17 protein-coding genes are annotated in these 18,716 nt (G+C 36.6%); 14 read left to right on the top strand and 3 right to left on the bottom strand.

Features of this window, described 5'->3' with window-relative positions:
* Positions 1–2: 2 nt before the first annotated feature.
* From ACY2RT_RS08645 to ACY2RT_RS08635, 3 genes are read right to left on the bottom strand one after another with little or no spacing between them, the layout of a single operon-like run.
* A complete protein-coding gene (locus tag ACY2RT_RS08645) occupies positions 3–755 on the bottom strand; it encodes a hypothetical protein (protein WP_490155511.1) in 753 nt (250 codons plus the stop codon).
* 12 nt (positions 756–767) lie between these two features.
* Entirely contained in the window at positions 768–2,381 is a 1,614-nt protein-coding gene (locus ACY2RT_RS08640) for a glutamate synthase-related protein (RefSeq protein WP_490155510.1), read from the bottom strand.
* Complete coding sequence (locus tag ACY2RT_RS08635) at positions 2,350–2,658, bottom strand: hypothetical protein (protein WP_490155509.1); 309 nt, start codon at positions 2,656–2,658, stop codon at positions 2,350–2,352. The genes ACY2RT_RS08640 and ACY2RT_RS08635 overlap by 32 nt, the downstream gene beginning before the upstream one ends.
* A gap of 367 nt (positions 2,659–3,025) precedes the next feature.
* On the opposite strand from ACY2RT_RS08635, the gene ACY2RT_RS08630 reads away from it, so the two are divergent.
* From ACY2RT_RS08630 to ACY2RT_RS08565, 14 genes are read left to right on the top strand one after another with little or no spacing between them, the layout of a single operon-like run.
* Positions 3,026–4,822, top strand: a complete 1,797-nt coding sequence (locus tag ACY2RT_RS08630) for a glycosyl hydrolase family 18 protein (protein WP_490155508.1) — start codon at positions 3,026–3,028, stop codon at positions 4,820–4,822.
* The gene (locus ACY2RT_RS08625; RefSeq protein ID WP_490155507.1) at positions 4,819–5,142 is read left to right on the top strand and encodes a hypothetical protein; all 324 of its coding nucleotides are present in this window, start codon (positions 4,819–4,821) and stop codon (positions 5,140–5,142) included. Before ACY2RT_RS08630 ends, ACY2RT_RS08625 begins: the two co-directional genes overlap by 4 nt.
* A gap of 1 nt (position 5,143) precedes the next feature.
* Positions 5,144–5,728 (top strand): Pvc16 family protein, encoded by a 585-nt coding sequence (locus ACY2RT_RS08620; protein WP_490155506.1) that lies wholly within the window; start codon positions 5,144–5,146, stop codon positions 5,726–5,728.
* Position 5,729: 1 nt separating this feature from the next.
* Positions 5,730–6,755, top strand: a complete 1,026-nt coding sequence (locus ACY2RT_RS08615; RefSeq protein ID WP_490155505.1) for a hypothetical protein — start codon at positions 5,730–5,732, stop codon at positions 6,753–6,755.
* Positions 6,756–6,771: 16 nt separating this feature from the next.
* On the top strand, positions 6,772–8,853 hold the full coding sequence (locus ACY2RT_RS08610) for a phage tail sheath family protein (RefSeq protein ID WP_490155504.1): 2,082 nt from the start codon (positions 6,772–6,774) through the stop codon (positions 8,851–8,853).
* Between the two features lie 37 nt (positions 8,854–8,890).
* Positions 8,891–9,349: a phage tail protein gene (locus ACY2RT_RS08605; protein ID WP_490155502.1), complete on the top strand. Its 459-nt coding sequence runs from the start codon at positions 8,891–8,893 to the stop codon at positions 9,347–9,349.
* A gap of 50 nt (positions 9,350–9,399) precedes the next feature.
* Complete coding sequence (locus ACY2RT_RS08600) at positions 9,400–10,986, top strand: phage tail sheath family protein (protein ID WP_490155503.1); 1,587 nt, start codon at positions 9,400–9,402, stop codon at positions 10,984–10,986.
* Between the two features lie 37 nt (positions 10,987–11,023).
* Positions 11,024–11,482 carry a phage tail protein gene (locus ACY2RT_RS08595; protein ID WP_490155502.1) on the top strand — a complete coding sequence of 153 codons (459 nt, stop codon included), beginning with the start codon at positions 11,024–11,026 and terminating at the stop codon, positions 11,480–11,482.
* A complete protein-coding gene (locus ACY2RT_RS08590; RefSeq protein ID WP_490155501.1) occupies positions 11,482–11,940 on the top strand; it encodes a phage tail protein in 459 nt (152 codons plus the stop codon). The genes ACY2RT_RS08595 and ACY2RT_RS08590 overlap by 1 nt, the downstream gene beginning before the upstream one ends.
* A gap of 33 nt (positions 11,941–11,973) precedes the next feature.
* Positions 11,974–12,132, top strand: a complete 159-nt coding sequence (locus tag ACY2RT_RS08585) for a DUF5908 family protein (RefSeq protein ID WP_490155500.1) — start codon at positions 11,974–11,976, stop codon at positions 12,130–12,132.
* A 1-nt stretch (position 12,133) separates the two neighbouring features.
* Positions 12,134–12,790 (top strand): CIS tube protein, encoded by a 657-nt coding sequence (locus ACY2RT_RS08580; protein ID WP_490155499.1) that lies wholly within the window; start codon positions 12,134–12,136, stop codon positions 12,788–12,790.
* A gap of 5 nt (positions 12,791–12,795) precedes the next feature.
* Positions 12,796–14,580 carry a type VI secretion system tip protein VgrG gene (vgrG, locus tag ACY2RT_RS08575; RefSeq protein WP_490155498.1) on the top strand — a complete coding sequence of 595 codons (1,785 nt, stop codon included), beginning with the start codon at positions 12,796–12,798 and terminating at the stop codon, positions 14,578–14,580.
* On the top strand, positions 14,580–15,056 hold the full coding sequence (locus tag ACY2RT_RS08570; protein WP_490155497.1) for a GPW/gp25 family protein: 477 nt from the start codon (positions 14,580–14,582) through the stop codon (positions 15,054–15,056). The genes vgrG and ACY2RT_RS08570 overlap by 1 nt, the downstream gene beginning before the upstream one ends.
* Positions 15,056–18,706, top strand: a complete 3,651-nt coding sequence (locus ACY2RT_RS08565) for a hypothetical protein (RefSeq protein ID WP_490155496.1) — start codon at positions 15,056–15,058, stop codon at positions 18,704–18,706. The genes ACY2RT_RS08570 and ACY2RT_RS08565 overlap by 1 nt, the downstream gene beginning before the upstream one ends.
* Positions 18,707–18,716: the final 10 nt, after the last annotated feature.

The raw sequence follows: 18,716 nt of genomic DNA, 5'->3' as shown, positions 1-18,716 counted from the left end.
GTTTAGCAATACTTCTTATAAACTGAAAAAGCCTCATTAAAAAACTTCAAAGCCGTCTCCTCATCAATATCTTTTACCGGTAAGATAGCGGCTTTATAGTTCCCTGTTTTCCACTCTCCAATACTTAAATCTTTAAAGGCAGAAGTATCTAAACTTTCATGTCCTTGATAACCACTTATATATAAATAATGTTCATCACAAATACTATCGGGAACAGCAAGCCCTAATCCAATGGAAATTCCTGAGCTATCCTCCAAAGTAACAAAAACACCTGTATCAAAATGATGTGGCCAGACTCTAATTTCAGATTTGAGGCTGTGTTCTTCAATAAAAGATTCTAAAACCATTTGAGCTAAAGTTCTGAAATGTAGTAACTCTTGTAATCTATTTCCATTCAATAATTTGAAAGTAAAGTTCTTTTCAATTGAATATGGCAGGTCATAATGAAATTCATAAGTATATGGCCTACTGAAGCCAGACAAAGATGTAACCTCCTTTAGCCATTTAAGTGCCTCTTCATGAGTAGCTCCATCAAGTCTGAAAATTGTTCGGGTATCAAATGAATTCCATTCCAAAGTAAATCGTTCATAATTTAAAGAAAGTGTATCTGCCATATCATTTAACGGACGTGTATACATGTTTCCTTCTTCCACTGAAAAGCCAATATTGGTATGACTATCGTCTTCTTTCTTATCTAAGAAACTTATCCCTGCTGCTGCAAGGTATTGTGCAGCAAGATGTAACATTTTCTCCATAGGTTAATTATTTTAGGGGTTAGTTCCGGCATAATTAATCCCGGTTAAATGATTCATATCCAAACTAAAGGTGGAAAGGTCGTTATGATTAAATTTTGAAATATTATCATAACCACAAGCTCTTGAGATTACTTTGATTAAATTATTTGTAGCATCAAAGTAATTGTGAAGTTGTTTCGCTGAAGAATCAATCATCAACCTACTTCTAAGCGATTCTTTTTGCGTAGCAATTCCTACCGGACAATTGTTACTTCCGCAGGCACGCATTCCCAAACAACCAATAGCCTGTAAAGCCGAATTAGATACAGCAATAGCATCTGCTCCTAGCATTAATGCTTTTGCAAAATCTTCTGCTATACGAAGGCCTCCTGTAATGACCAAAGTAATATCTGCTGCTCCTACCTTATCAAGATATTTTCTTGCACGGGCCAATGCCGGAATGGTTGGCACATTAATATTGTCGCGTAAAATAGTAGGTGCAGAACCTGTTCCACCACCACGTCCGTCCAGAATGATATAATCTACGCCTACATCCAGGGCGAATTGAATATCATTCTCTATATGACTTGCAGCAATCTTAAATCCAATTGGGATTCCTCCTGTGTATTCCCTTACTTTTTCTGCAAATACCTTAAAATCTTTTACCCCGTGAAAATCGGGGAAAGTTGCTGGTGATATCGCCGTTTCTCCTTCGGAAAGCCCTCTAACTGAAGCGATCTCTTTACTTACCTTATTCCCCGGCAAATGCCCTCCTGTTCCTGTTTTAGCTCCCTGGCCACCCTTAAAATGAAAAGCCTGTACATGATCTAACTTATCCCAGGAGAACCCAAATTGCGCAGAAGCTAACTCATAAAAATATTTGCTGTTATTCTCTTGTTCCTGCGGAAGCATTCCTCCTTCCCCCGAACAAATTCCTGTTCCGGCTAACTCTGCCCCTTTAGATAAAGCAATTTTTGCTTCTCGTGAAAGAGCACCAAAACTCATATCACTTACAAACAATGGGATATCGATCACAAGCGGTTTTTTAGCCTTTGGGCCAATAACAACTTTTGTTGCAACTTCTTCATGGTCTAACAACGGCCTACTAGCTAATTGTGCAGGTAAGAACTGAATATCACTCCACTTGGGTAAAGTATTTCTGTCTACTCCCATAGAGGCTGAAAAACCATGATGGCCTAAATTCTTCAACCCATTCTTTGCCAGTTCCTTTATATATCCTGTATAAGGTTCAGTGTCTTCCGGATGTGTATCTGCATAGGCTCCTAAATATTCATCCCGGTTAAAAGGTTGAGGTTGGTCTGTTAAAAATTGTTCAATTTCAACTTCATCTACATATAAATTGTCTCCTTCTATTTTAGTACTAAACTTATGTAGTATCTCTTTGTTGTTATATTCTGAAACACCGGTATCGTAACGATAATCCCATCCATGAACTCCACAAATAATATTATGTCCATCAATATAACCGTCTGCCATAAGAGCTCCACGGTGCAGGCACCTTCCAAACAATACCGAAACTTCATCATCAAACTTAACAATGACCAGATCAAGATTATTTACAAGTGCATGTGTAGGTTGCCTGTCTTTTAAACTACTAAGCTGAGTAATAATTAACGGTTTTTCCATAGTGTTGGTTATTGTGTTTTAAACTACAAAAAATTAAGCTCTTCACAGAATTGATAATTTTTTCAGAATGATATTCCAATTGTCCATCCATTCGTAGTAAACTAAGTGTATTACTTACAGTTCGTTTTGAAGTGTTAGTCAAATTAGCAATATCTATAGAAATAATAGACGGACCTTTATCTATATTTTTCATCATCGTTGGTTTGCCTAATTTTCTAAAGAGATTTACATTGTTACTCCTAAAAGTACTCTTTTTTATGTTGGAATGATCAATCATAATTTTTATTGGTTCTATAAATTTCACAAAAAAAAGATCGGTAACTGGCTTATTTCAGCTTCAACTATAACACCAAATTAAAATATATGAAAGAGTAGTTTTGTTTTATAAAACTCCTTTTTTGGCGATCTGTTTAGCTATTATAAAATTGGTTTTTAGTTGGTTTTTAATAAATTACGTATAAATACCTATTTGATTTTTCTGAGTTTCTTTCTAATCTTATTATCTCAAATCTATCTACAAAAACATATACTGTTTCGAAAGTAGAATCTGGCAATTTGTTGTTGTTCTTTTTGATTATTGCTCAAGTATTTTGATTTAAAAAAAAGTATTAATGCATTTATACCCAAAAATAAAATCCGTGGTATTGTATACTCTTCTAACAATTTGTTGGAGTGGCTCTCTTGGGAATGAAATCTTCTGCCAGGAAGATTCAACTAAAACAGCTAAAAAAGAGGTGAGTACTTTTAAAAAAGATCTTACTGCAATTGAAAAGTTATTGTCTTTTAAAAATTTCTTCCACAATGACAATCCTGCTGCATTGGCCAGAAAGTATGTACGGCGGCATAAAAGAATTCTTAGAGGAAAGTACGACTATCGCAACTCAATTAATAAGAATGGACCAAGTACAGGACCATACAAACGGATCAATAATAATAAATTAAACTATGAAGTTCTTGGATGGTATCCTTCATGGGATAAAAATTTGCATAAAAATTTAAATTATTCTCTACTTAAGACCATTGCCTACTTCTCATACGAGCTTGATCCTCATACCGGAAATCCAAAAACAATTCATGATTGGGAAACCACACCGGTAATCGATTCGGCTAAAGTTCACGGAAATAATGTGTTACTAACGGTTACCAATTTTGGAAATTCAAATAATAAAAAATTTCTGAAAAATAACTCAGCGATCCTAACGCTTATCGATCAAATAAAACAGTTATTGAAAAATCAAAACGCACAAGGAGTTTGTATTGATTTTGAAGGAGTTTTAAAGTCTCAGAAAAATGATTTCTCAAGTTTTATCACATTACTTAATCAGGAATTAAAAAAAGTCAATAAGAATTATTTGATTTATTTAACTGTACCCGCTGTAGATTGGGAAAAATATCTCGATTTTGAAGTATTAATTCCTATTGTGGATCAGTTCGCCATTATGGGATATGATTACTATGGTATCTCCAGCAAAGCAGCTGGTCCGGTGGCTCCTTTAAACAGTGGGAAAATTTGGGACCCATATAACCTTACAACATCTGTAGATTTTTATTTGGCAAATAAAGTTCCTCCATCCCAATTGATTTTGGCGCTCCCTTTCTATGGATATATGTGGAATACAAAAAGTGGGGAAAGGGGTTCTAAAGTAGAAAAAAATATTGGCCCGAGAACTTTCGACTACATAAAAACTGAAATGACCAATGCCAATGCAACTCCCAGATATGATTCTATTAGTCAAAGTGTATGGTATAGCTATATCATAGATGATAATGGAAAAAACCAATTCAGGCAATGTTGGGTAGATAGTGAATATAGCATGTCTGCAAAACTCAATTTAATTAAAGATAAAGGGATCAATGGAATGGGTATTTGGGCACTGGGCTACGATAAAGGATATCCCGATTTTTGGAGGGCAATTGAAGTTAGTTTCTGCCGTGTCACACCTCCTCCAAATAGAAATGAAACAGAAGGACACACCGGCGATACTAAAGGAAATACAGACGTTTCAGAACGGGTACCGGATACTAATACAGATGCGAGTGCAACAACACCTCCTAAAGATACTCCGCCTGGCAATCCTCCGGAAGAGCAAAGCTTTTTAAGTAAGGTTTGGGCAATGTTCACAAACTTGGAAGGTTTGCTGGAAAAAATTTCAGATTATAAAAGCCTTCTAATTTTCGCTATGGCATTTGTGGTGCTATTTGGAGGTGCTGGATTTATCATATCCATGTTCAAACCCGACACTCGAATGTTCTTCTTTGGCAATACCGCTTTTACTGTGTATTACACAGCAATTGTATTGGTTTTTCTTCTGGTAATTTTAAGATGGGAAGGTATTATTGTAGAAAAATCAACGGCACTTATAGTAGGTTTTATTGTCGGTGCCATTGTCCTTTATTTTATAAGTAAAACGATCACTAAAATTCATAAAGATTTGCCATGAGTAGCGCACTAGCAAAAGAAAAAGAGGCTTTGGCCAAGGAAGAAGGAAAGTTGAAAAAACTTTTAGCTGCCATTAAAAAATTTATGGCAAAAGAATTTTTATGGATTCTATTTGCGGGATTATTGGCTATACCAATCGCATTAATAATGACCTATATATTGGAAAGATATGCTGAGGATATCGTCACATATCTTAATGAATTATTAAAAGAAAAACCACTGTTCATAGCTTCTTATGTTTTAAGTATAGCCGGCATCTATTTTACAAGAACCGTTGTCGGGGCTATCGAAACTATGGTTAAAAAAGATAAAAGCAAGTAATATGATTACAAAAGCACTTACATTCTTAACAGATTTTCTAAACCAAGCGGTCAAAACCTCTCTTGGCTTGGATAAAAACACTGTAATTGCTAGTAGTTTAATTAATCCCGATGGAACAATAGCAGAAAATGTTGAAAACAAGGTTGTTATTTCTGTTATCAATATGGAGCATGAAACTTATAGAAAATCACTTGACAATTACAAAAAGGGTGAAAATAATACTTATGGGAAAGTAGCGCCTCCCGTATACCTCAATCTATACCTGTTGATATCGGCAAATTTCGATTCTGACAACTATCTGGAAGCATTTAAAAGGCTTTCAGCTGTAATTACCGCCCTGCAGGCTAACCCCTATTTTACAAAACAAGAAAACCCGTCGATGCAAAGTCCGTTAACAAAACTGACCTTAGAGATATTCAATATTCCTATCACAGAACTCAGCCATATCTGGAGCGGAATAGGTGCAAAATATGTTCCATCCATTGTTTATAAAATGCGGATGATTACGATACAGGACGATGTCATTAAAAAAGAGACCCCGGCGATTACAGGTTTAGGCAAAAAATTAAACCCAAAACGGAATTAAGATGAACGTACACTATCATAATTGGTTAAATATTGAAGTATTAAACAACTACTTCGATGAAGGTGTGTGTCCGGTTACTAAACTCGTTCCATTTTCTGAAACTTCTAAAAAGCTACGTAATTATGATATTTTAATTCAGAAAAAGAAAAATCTGTTTTCTTTTTATTCCGGTGGTCCTGAGCAAGCAAACCTTGATGCTACCACTCAATTTTCAAACCTGAATGACCTCTATTTTCAATTGGAAATAGAAGATCCTTTATTTTTAAATTATACCAACTTACCTCCAATTCCAACACAGCAGATGTATTATTTTAAAAATTCTAAAAATAGTGCTACACTTCAGGTTGGTGAAAACGTAACTGCTGAAGATCTGGTTCCAATAAGGCAAACAGTATTGCCAATTTCACCTCCCGATGACAACAATTTGGTTGAAATAAAGAATGATCAGGGAGTTACTATTCAGAAGGAACCGGATTCAGAAAAAAAATATCCGCCTGTCAATCCAGCTCACCTAGTAAATGGCAGTTACCAACTTTGGGTAAATGGAAAACAAATTGAAACATTTTATCATTTTGACACGGTCTTTTCAGAAAAGTGTATTGGAGTAGTACATATCAATGTGCCTCAAATAATCGATACCGTACAAGAAGCTGTTAAACTAACACTTCAGTTTAAAACAAGACTAGTATACTGGCAGTATCAGGTTGTTCTTCCAAATTCATGGACAGTGACAAAGAAAACCGTGAATTTGACTGTTCTAAATGAAGAAAAGTTTGCAGCTCCTCCCATTGAAGAACAGATTACAAGCGGACAGACAGCAAGTGTATTTACATCATCTACTCCCCTACAATTAGAAAAGAACCTTACTACTCATCCTCAACTATCCTTAACCTATATTGATAGTCGGGTGAATCGAAAAACCGATTTGTCAATCGACCTCCCCAACCCCAGCGCAGAACAATTAAAAACAATTAATTCTGAAGAGAATGAAAATACATTCTGTTCAACAACTATAATATATGTCTAACTTAAAATAGAAAATTATGTCAGCACCTATGAAAACACCCGGAGTATACATCAAAGAATTGGATGCTTTTGGAAACTCTGTAGTACCCGTGCCAACAGCCATACCGGTGTTCATTGGGTATACGCAAATGACTTCCTTTAAAGGAAAAAGTCTGCTTAAAAAAGCACAAAGAATTGGCTCTTTAGCTGATTTTCAATCCATTTATGTGGACCCGGACCCTACCAAACGTCCAAATATTTCTTTTAAGGTTTTACCGCCACAAAGTACATCTTTCAATAGTACTGATTTATACACAGGAGCATCCTCTCCTAGTGATAAGTTGGGTGCGCCTGGTAATCTATATATCAATACTACCGAAAATAAAATATTCACCAAGGCTGATTACTCATGGGCGGAAGCACCTATTATTATTACAGGAACAGATACTAAAGCGCCTGTAGCGAATACACCGGGTGATGATGGCTCATATTTTATTGATACTACCGGGAAAAAGATCTACGGCCCCAAAACAGGGGGAGTATGGCCTTCTGCCGGAATTACTTTGGCAACAGGTACTGCAACACCTACTGCAGCTACAAATGCAACTGTTGGCCAATACTTTTATGATACAAGTGGTAAAAAGATCTATGGTCCAAAAACAACGGGAGCATGGCCTTCCGTAGGTGTTCCTCTTGTGACAGGTACAGCTGCACCAACAGCTGCTATAAAAGGAAAAAAAGATGATTTTTACTTTGATACGGCAGCAACAACCATTTATGGGCCTATAAAGACTGGTACAACCTTTCCAACTGCAGGCACCAGTTTAGATGTTAAAGCAGCAGATTTTAAAATCAACGAAATAGAATATACCATACCTCCCTCTACCCAGATCAATAGATTGCATAGTGCAGTTAAATTTTTCTATGCTAATGGAGGCGGAGATTGCTATATTTTGAGCATTGGGGATTATAGTGCAACACCTTTCGATTTAAAACTCTTTAATGCAGCTATTGATTTACTTAAAAAGGAATCGGAGCCTACCATGTTGGTTATCCCGGATGCTGTTGAACTTAATGTTAATGATGCTTTTTCCTTACAAAGTAAAATGATCAATCATTGTGGCGAGGATATGCCTAGCAGAGTAGCTATTTTGGATATTCCCAATGGATTTAACGAACCCGAAGACGACCCAACTGCAAGTGTAAATGCCTTTAGGTCCAATGTGAACCCCACGCTTCCTAAATCCAATAGTTACGCAGCAGCTTATTATCCATGGTTACATACAACCATTTACCAAGACTCTGATCTAACATACAAAAATATCGACTCCGGTTCTTATCAAACCATTGCAAGTATATTAAAAGATGAGTTTGCAGATAATAAAGAAATTAAAAAAGAGGAAGTTGAAAACATCATTTCTTGTTTTACAAATAATGGCAATAGTGATGACGGTAAAGTAAGTATTGATACAGCAGATTCTATTTTAAAGAAATTAAGTAAGCAGTACGCATTTATTCTGGGAAAACTAAAAAGAAAGTTAAACCTTATGCCTCCCAGTGCTGCTATGGCAGGAATCTATACCTCTGTAGATAACAACATTGGTGTTTGGAAAGCTCCAGCCAATGTGGGGGTACAAAATGTCATTGCTCCTGCTGTTAAAATAGATCACGAAATGCAGGAAGACCTAAACAAACCCATAAACGGTAAATCCGTCTGTGCCATCCGTGCATTTAAAGGTATGGGAAATCTAGTATGGGGAGCCAGAACTCTCGATGGAAACTCAAACGACTGGAGATATATCAATGTACGGAGAACACTCATATACATCGAACAATCCATTAAAGATGCAGCAAAAGCATATGTCTTTGACCCTAACGATGCAAATACATGGGTCACAGTCCAAAGTATGATCAGCAATTTCCTGACCGGACTCTGGAAGCAAGGAGGACTCGTTGGTCCTAAACCTGCAGATGCATTTTCTGTAAGCGTTGGACTGGGAACTACAATGAGTAATGATGACATTCAAAACGGAATCATGAGAATATCAGTCAAAGTTGCACTGTCTCATCCAGCCGAATTCATCGAAATTACATTCCAACAACAACAGCAAAAAGCTTAATTAAAACAATTTGTATAACATTTAAAAACATAAAATCATGGCAGGAGAAGCTCAAGATAATGTGTGGCCCTTATCGAAGTTTTATTTCACAGTAAAATTAGGATCACAAGATGATACCGTTTCATTCCAAGAAATATCCGGATTAGAAACAGAAACACAACCCATAGAATACAGACACGGCGATAGCAAACTGTTCTCGACCATTAAAATGCCGGGAATTGCTAAAACAGGAAACGTAACCCTGAAAAAAGGAATCTTTGTCAATGACAATAATTTCTGGAAATGGTATGATGCCATTAAAATGAATACCATTAAAAGGGAAACAGTAGTAATACAACTATTGGACGAATCAGCAAAACCAACCATGACATGGACACTCTCCAATGCATGGCCCACTAAAATAACAGGAACCGACCTGAAATCCGATGCAAACGAAGTTGCAGTGGAAACACTCGAACTCGCTCACGAAGGACTAACAATCGCTAATGGTGGGTAGCCCATAAAACAAATTCATTTGAATACAATATTAACTTAAAATAGAACATTATGTCAAAACCAATGAAAACTCCTGGAGTATATATCCAGGAACTGGATGCCTTTGGAAATTCCGTGGTGCCAGTACCAACAGCTATTCCTGTCTTTATAGGGTATACTAAAGAAACTGTCTTCAAAGGAGAAAGTTTAATAAACGAAGCCGTACGGGTTACCTCTTTAGCAGATTTTCAAACCTTTTTCGGTAAGGAACCTCCACAGGTTGAATTTAACCTTTCCAAAACCACAGCTCCGGCTGTTCCGGATCTAACTTATGAAGGCCAGGGGTATTCAATAAGCCCTGCTACAACTAATTTCAGAATGCATAGTGCAATCCAGTTTTTTTATGCCAATGGAGGCTCAACATGTTATGTTATGAGCATTGGAGATTACAATTCAACACTTGATAAAAACCATGTTACGAAGGCTATCGATTTACTCAAGAAAGAAACGGAGCCTACCATGCTGGTTATCCCGGATCTTGTAGAATTTTCAACGAACAATGCCAGTGATCCGTTAGCTACAAAATATGCCAATGCTTATTCTATTCAAGGCAAAATGATCAATCATTGTGGTGAGGATATGCCTAGCAGGGTAGCTATTTTGGATATTCCCGGAGGGTATAATGAGCCGGAAAGTGACCCAACTGCAAGTGTAGAAGCTTTCAGGTCCAACGTAAACCCTACGCTTCCTAAATCCAATAGTTATGCAGCGGCATATTACCCTTGGTTACATACAACCATTTACCAAGGTTCTGATGTTTCCAGTAACAATTTGACAAGCGCATCATTAACTGTATTGAAGGGAGTTCTTACAAGCGAATTTGCAAATGAGAAAGACCCAAAAAAGAAAGCTGCTTTGAATGATATGACTTCATATCTAACAAATGCTACATTTCTTCCTACAGGTGTAACCAGTCTTACACCAGAACAAAGAGCTATCGAAGTGGGAAAAGCAGATGCTGCAATGAAGAAGCAGAGCAAATTCTATGAATTAGCATTGAATGCTATTCTGGAACAATTAAATCTTATGCCTCCCAGTGCTGCCATGGCAGGAATCTATACCTCTGTAGATAACAACATTGGTGTTTGGAAAGCTCCAGCCAATGTGGGGGTACAAAATGTCATTGCTCCTGCTGTTAAAATAGATCACGAAATGCAGGAAGACCTAAACAAACCCATAAACGGTAAATCCGTCTGTGCCATCCGTGCATTTAAAGGTATGGGAAATCTAGTATGGGGAGCCAGAACTCTCGATGGAAACTCAAACGACTGGAGATATATCAATGTACGGAGAACACTCATATACATCGAACAATCCATTAAAGATGCAGCAAAAGCATATGTCTTTGACCCTAACGATGCAAATACATGGGTCACAGTCCAAAGTATGATCAGCAATTTCCTGACCGGACTCTGGAAGCAAGGAGGACTCGTTGGTCCTAAACCTGCAGATGCATTTTCTGTAAGCGTTGGACTGGGAACTACAATGAGTAATGATGACATTCAAAACGGAATCATGAGAATATCAGTCAAAGTTGCACTGTCTCATCCAGCCGAATTTATCGAAATTACATTCCAACAACAACAGCAAAAAGCTTAATTAAAACAATTTGTATAACATTTAAAAACATAAAATCATGGCAGGAGAAGCTCAAGATAATGTGTGGCCCTTATCGAAGTTTTATTTCACAGTAAAATTAGGATCACAAGATGATACCGTTTCATTTCAGGAAATATCCGGATTAGAAACAGAAACACAACCCATAGAATACAGACACGGCGATAGCAAACTGTTCTCGACCATTAAAATGCCGGGAATTGCTAAAACAGGAAACGTAACCCTGAAAAAAGGAATCTTTGTCAATGACAATAATTTCTGGAAATGGTATGATGCCATTAAAATGAATACCATTAAAAGGGAAACCGTAGTAATTCAACTATTGGACGAATCAGCAAAACCAACCATGACATGGACACTCTCCAATGCATGGCCCACTAAAATAACAGGAACCGACCTGAAATCCGATGCAAACGAAGTCGCAGTGGAAACACTCGAACTCGCTCATGAAGGACTAACAATCGCTAATGGCGGATAATGGATTTTATTTATCCTCCAGTAGCCTTTTACTTTAAACTAAGTTTTGGTGGTGTATCTAGTTTGGTAGATGCTTCGTTCAAAGAAGTTTCAGGGATTTCTATGGAGATGGATACAGAAGAAATTTCAGAAGGTGGAAACAATTATTACAAGCATCGGGTTCCTACCTCTGTAAAATACTCAAACTTAGTGCTTAAGCGGGGTTTGGTGCCAAAAACTTCAACTCTGATTTCATGGTGTGAAGATACTTTTAGCGGTGGGCTTTCAACTTATATAAGGCCAAAAACTATAGTTGTTTCACTACTAAATGCCAATGGTTTACCGCTTAAGTCGTGGAACTTTGTGGATGCCTGGCCGGTTAAATGGTCAGCATCTGACCTGAACTCTATGAATAATGAGGTCCTTATTGAAACTTTAGAATTTTCGTATAGCTATTTTGAAGCTGTAAAAGTGATTTAAAATCAAATTTGCTAATCTATTTGACTACTAATTATGCCTATTGAAATTAGAGAACTCCTTATAAAAGTAAAAATTGAAGAGCCTTTACAAGGCAATTCTGAAAATTTGGATATACACCAAATAAGACAATCACTTTTAAGGGAATGTAAAAAGGAAATTAAAAAACAACTGAATAATTATAAAGAAAGGTGATATGGGTTTGAACAAGATGAAGATAGTTGCTTATAAGAATAACAAATATCTGGGGAAGGGTTATAAATCATGTACAGTCGAGATCAATCCTGCCTCATATAGTCATAACCATAAGGTAAATTATAACAATATGACCTCTGAAGGTGCTCCGGGTACACCTTTAAAATTTAAAGGTATTCCTCCGGAGTCTGTCTCTTTTGAAATCTATTTTGACGCCACAGGTACCATTAAAACCAGTATGACACCTATTTTAGTTCAAATACAACGGTTTAAAAAGGTTTGTTTTGACTACAACGGAGATATTCATGAACCTAACTATTTAATTCTTTCCTGGGGGTCTTTGGTCTTTAAATGTAAATTAACATCCCTCGATATTAATTATACATTATTTAAACCCGACGGAACACCTCTAAGAGCAAAAACCTCTGTGAAATTTGAAGAAGCCAGTGATGCCAATACCATTGCCAAAGAAGCCAATAAAAAATCTCCGGACCTAACACATATGATGGTAGTAAAAGAAGGGGATACCTTGCCTCTTATTTGTTATAACGTCTATGGAGATTGTAATTATTATTTAGAAGTTGCAGAAGCTAATAATATCGTTAACTTTAGAAACCTGGTTCCCGGGACACAATTATATCTACCACCCTTAAAATAAACCTTATGCCAATTTCGCCTTTAATAGAAGAAACCAATCTTATTTCATTCAGCATCCTGTCCGGAGGTACTGAAATACCATCCACTTATGAAGTAACAGGGATTCGGGTGGAACAACATGTTAATAAGATTGCTGAAGCTGAAATTACCATACGTGACGGAAATACTGCAAAACAAACTTTTGATGTAACCGACTCCGATACTTTTAAGCCTGGTGCAAAAATAGAAATCAAACTGGGGTATCATAGTAAAAATGATAGTGTTTTTAAGGGCGTTGTTGTTAAACAAAGTATAAAAGTGGATAGCTCAAGCGGATCAATGCTACATATTGTTTGCAAGGACGAAGCATTGAAATTAACTGTCAATAGGAAGAACGCGATCTTTACGAACATAAAGGACAGTGCCCTAATGGAGCAAATAGCAGGAGGTTATGGGCTTAGTACTTCTGTATCATCCACAAAAGCAGAGCATAAAGAAATTGTTCAATACTATGCAACAGACTGGGATTTTATTATCAATAGAGCAGAAATCAATGGGATGATCGTTATCACAGACAGCGGTAAGTTAACAGTAGACAAACCAGATGTTTCCAAATCTCCGGCCTTACAAGTTCAATTTGGTTATGATATCATTGAGTTCGATGGTGAAATTGATGCTACCTATCAATATACCGGTGTTCAAGGGAATGCGTGGGATATGTCTACACAAAAGATTATTAATGCATCAGCCAGTGAACCTTCCGTTAATGAACAAGGTGATCTTTCCGGTTCTACATTAGCAGATGTTCTGGGAACCGAAGCCAATAATTTAAATACATCGGTTGCAATTACACAGGACGATATTCAGGCATGGGCGGACGCAGCCCTCCTTAAATCAAGGTTATCCCGATTTAAAGGGTCTATAACATTTCAGGGATCTTCAAAAGCAAAAATTAATTCCACGATCAAGTTATTATGTTTAGGCAAACGATTTAACGGAAACGCATATATATCCGGAGTAACACATACTATTAATGATGGTGCCTGGAATACAGAGGTTAAAATAGGATTATCTCCCGAATGGTTTGTTGAGAATCATACCGTTGTTGCTCCGGCAGCTTCAGGCTTGATTCCCGGTATAAAAGGACTACAAACAGGAATTGTAAAAAAGATATATGAAGACCCTGATAACGAATTTAGGGTTCAGGTTGAAATTCCAATTTTAGGAACAGATGGTGAAGCTGTCTGGGCAAGGCTTTCCACCTTCTATGCAGGAAATACCTTTGGTGCTTATTTCATGCCGGAGGTAAATGATGAAGTGATCCTTGGTTTTATGAACGATGACCCCAGGTTTCCAATCATTCTGGGAAGTGTGTTTAGCAGTTCCATTCCGGCACCGGAAACACCGGATGAAAAAAACACCATCAAAACTCTTATTACACAAAGTAAAATGCAATTGAAATTTGATGAAGAAAAGAAAATAATAACCATTCTTACGCCCGGTGGCAACACTATGGTTTTTAGTGATGAGGATAAAGGCATAACTGTTACTGACCAGAATAATAATAAGATAGAAATGAATGATAGCGGTATTGTTGTGGAAAGCCAGTCTGACCTAACATTAAAAGCATCCCAAGAAGTTAAGATCGAAGGAGCAACTGTTTCTGTAAATGGCAGCCAGTCAATCAGTAATACCGGAGGTTCGGTTTCCATTACCGGAAATCAATCCACCAGTATTACAGGAAGTGCTTCATGTTCTATTTCCAGTGATGGACAAATGAGTGTAAAAGGAACAATAGTAAATATAAACTAATGGATGATGCAAGCTACATAAACAAATCGTTTCTAGGAAGAGGCTGGAGCTTTCCACCCACATTTCATGCCAGTGAGAATGTTGGTGTTGAAATGGTGGAAAAAGAGAATGATATTAAGCAATCTTTAGAGATATTATTTAATACCAATCTGGGTGAACGTGTCATGCTACCAGAATATGGTTGTGGTTTACTGCGGTATTTGTTCGATCCTATTTCAAACACCAAGATGCATTTCTTGAAAGAATACATTCGGTCTGCTATCATCAAATACGAACCCAGAATTGAAGTCAATGATATACTTATCGATATTGAAAATCAATTAGACGGTATCATAAATATTCATATAGATTATTCGGTCCAAAAAACCAATACCCGCTTCAATCTCGTATTTCCTTATTATAAAATTGAAGGAACAGATATCCCTCATGTTTATTACAAACACGTTACACAAACCCAGAAAAAGGACCTATTGTAATGGAAAGAAGAAATGGCATTATAAGAAGTAAACGATGGAACAGTGATCTCCTGGATAGTCCATTTCAGGTCGATCAAAGGTCGTTTGCCGAAATAATGGGATATATAACTTCCTTTCTTGAAAAAATCAATTATTACAACCTTCAAAATGAAATAGATGGAAACTGGAGAAAACTGATAGAAGATGATCCGGTTTTGTACATGGTTTCTATCATCAATGAGCCAACTTCAAAGTTAGATAGTATGATCGAAGACTATCAGGATACAACCAAGAAAGAATACATTGCTCCAGAACTTATCAATGACCTATTGGAGTGGTACAATAAAATAAATACCTGGCACGACAGGCTTATAAAGTTTGGAGAAATAAAACTCGCTCATAAAATAAAAAATGCTTTGACACACGTTTTGGATGATCAAAAACCGATCATTGAAAAATTAAATACACAATGGCTAAAAGATTATGGTCACATGATGGCCCGTTTTGCCTCAACGTTTACCCTAACTCCGGTAATGCTTAAAATGAGTAATGAATTGGATTTTAAAAGAATATTACACCTGTTTAAGAAAGTGATTGTTCATATTCAAATTGCTGCTGAAGAATCTCTGGAAAAAAATTTAGTTTCAGAAAATACCCATATGCCTCACAATGCTATGTATATAGCATTTGGCATACTCTTCAAGGCGGTTCAGGAAAAATTAAATACATTATCTCAAAGACATCTGGACTTCTATTACAAAGATATTCTGAAACAAACCCACGTTGCTTCACAACCTACAAAAACTACGGTTAGTTTTAAACTACTCCCAACAATAGAAAACCCTTCACTAGTTCCCAAGGGAACACAATTATCTGCCGGTAAACTTTTTGGCAGCAAGACAGAAGTTCTTTTTGAAACAGACGATGACCTGATCGCTCATAATATAGAATTGATGGAAATGGAAACATTTTTCTTTAATTCGAGTCCATACATTAGAGTTGGAACTAAAGAACCCATAATTTCTTCTGTGTCTAAAAATAAATTGATTGCATTAGGCAAAGACATAAAGGAAACAAGAAACGATTGGTTTGTTTTTGGAGCAAATAAAGAGAGTCTTCAAGATTCCCATGTTGATCCTGAGCACATTGCAAAGATTGGATTTATTGCAGGATCCCCGGTGCTTATTTTAAGTGAAGGTAAAAGGGAGATAACAATCCAGGTAAATCTTGAAGAGAATACATCCAGAAAATCTTTTTGGAAGTTATTGGCAGAAATACAGGATAAAGAGAAACTCTCCCTTGAAACGGTTATTTCCAAGGTATTTGATGATAGTCTGAATATATCTTATACCAATAAAAAAGGATGGCTGGATTTTGAAACTTATACCGTGAGCTATGATGAGCAGAAGAATTATTTCTCTATTCATCTGGTATTGGAAAATACAGCTCCTTCCTTGGAAAAAAGCCCTGTTATTGAAGAAAATCTATCATGGCCTTCTATTAAAGTAGAATTAAACAACTACGCACCTGTTTACCTATATTCTTTTTTAAAAGATGTTGAAATTAACTCCATTAAAATTGATGTTGACGTACAAAGGATACGTAATCTTTCATTGTACAATAATTTGGGGAAAATGCCCTTAGGAAAATCATTTGACCTTTTTGGTCCTTTTCCAGCTAGGGGCTCTTATTTAATGGTTGGTAAACCCGAATTGTTTCAAAAGCAGGTGAATTCTGTGGAGGTACATTTAGAGTGGGAGAATACACCATTAGATTTTGGAGGTTTTGACACCTATTATGACGGATATTCCGAAGCCATTACCAATGATTCTTTCAAGATTCAGTTTACGGCTTTGTCAAATAACTTTTGGTTGCCTTTAGAACTAAAAAATGTGCCTGATCATAACCTTTTCAATACTACCAAATGTTTAAGCCCGGAAGGGTATGAAAGTGTTCAATTAGATGCTTCCAGCTGTATAGAATTTGAAGGGTTTAACACCTTAGGAATGCCTGAAGACCCTGAATTGAAAGATCCTTTGGAATACAATGTTAATACACAAAGTGGCTTTGTTAAACTTACTCTTTCCGAACCTTCAATTGGTTTTGGCCATGACCTTTACCAAAAAGATTTTACAGAGATAGCGACCTATAATGCAAAAAATAACCGAAATGTTCCTTATCCAAATAAGCCTTTCGTTCCCAAAGTGAGCGGAGTTTCTGTTAATTATAAGGCAACGGACACATTGTTTTTTAACGTAGGTGATTCTATAAAAAACAAAGGAGAATTACTACATATCAGGCCTTTTTGGATCGATCCGGCGATTATCGGTGACCAGGTAACTAAATATACTCTATTTCCTAAATATGACAGTGAAGGATATCTTGTCATGGGCCTAAAAGGTATTGAAGAAACACTTGTAGTTACCATGTTCTTTTATTTTTTACGCTCCGGGTCAACAAACAATATCCCTGACGATACCACATTGAAATGGGAATATTTTGACTTGAATAAATGGGTGCCTCTCGAAAATGAAGAAGTCTTAAAAGATGGCACCAACGGTTTAACAAAATCCGGAACTATTGAGTTCCGGCTTCCAAAAGTAGAAAAACCCGAGGAAGAACTGTATTGGATACGCATCTCTGCCAAAAAAAATGCAGAGCATTATCCCAGAATAAAAGGTATTTATTTTAACACAGTACGCGTCACCTGTACAAGTGATGATCCCCTTGTAATAGGTAAAAACCTGGAACCGGGAAGTATTAATAAGGTTATGGGTAAGCTTCCGGATATTAAAAACGTTGTGCAGCCCGGATCTTCTTTCGGTGGAACTTTTGAAGAAACCAAAGAAGAGTTTTATGGACGTGTTAGTGAGCGCCTAAGACATAAATCCAGATCTGTATGTACGTGGGATTACGAACGATTGCTTCTGGAGAAATTTAACACTATTGCGGTGGTTAAATGTACTAATCTGGACAAACATTTTCATCCGGTTCCCGGTAAAGTGAAGGTGATTGTTTTAAATTCGAAATGGTCTACGGATGAACGGTATTATTTTAAAAAGGCTACTCTTAATTATATGAGAGATTACTTAAAAAAACTTGCCAGTCCGTTTATTAATATTGAGGTTGTAAATCCAAGTGTGGAATACTTGTTGGTAAACTGTGTTATAAACTTAAAACGAGAAGATAATGCAGGGTATTTTTTAGACCTTATCAATGATGAAATATTAAATTTCCTGTCTCCAATTTCAAATATTGACAATAAAATGGGAGGTATTGGAGGGCAGGTAATTCCAAGAATGGTAACTAATTTTATTGAAAAATTAGACTATGTGAAAAGTGTTGAGCGTCTGTCTATTGAGCATATTATTCGTAACCGCACAAATGATTATTCTTTAGGAGTCTATATAGATGCTCAAAAAATAAAAGCCACCACCCCCTGGTCAATCCTCAATCCTGTTAAGAAGCACAACGTGATGAGTTCTGTAGTTAAGAACCAAAGTATTAAAAATGTCTTTAATATAGGGATCGCCAATATGGAAATAGGAACCGATTTCATTTTGCAACCAAAGCCCAAAAAATCAAGTTCTAAACCGGGTGAATTGCATCAGGTTTTAGAATATCCCAGCAATGCTGTTTTTGAATTTAAGAACAAATCCCAGAACCAATGAGTCAAAAACC

It is taken from the genome of Ulvibacter sp. 2210JD10-4, assembly GCF_058148525.1.
This window is presented reverse-complemented; position numbering and strand designations above follow the sequence as displayed.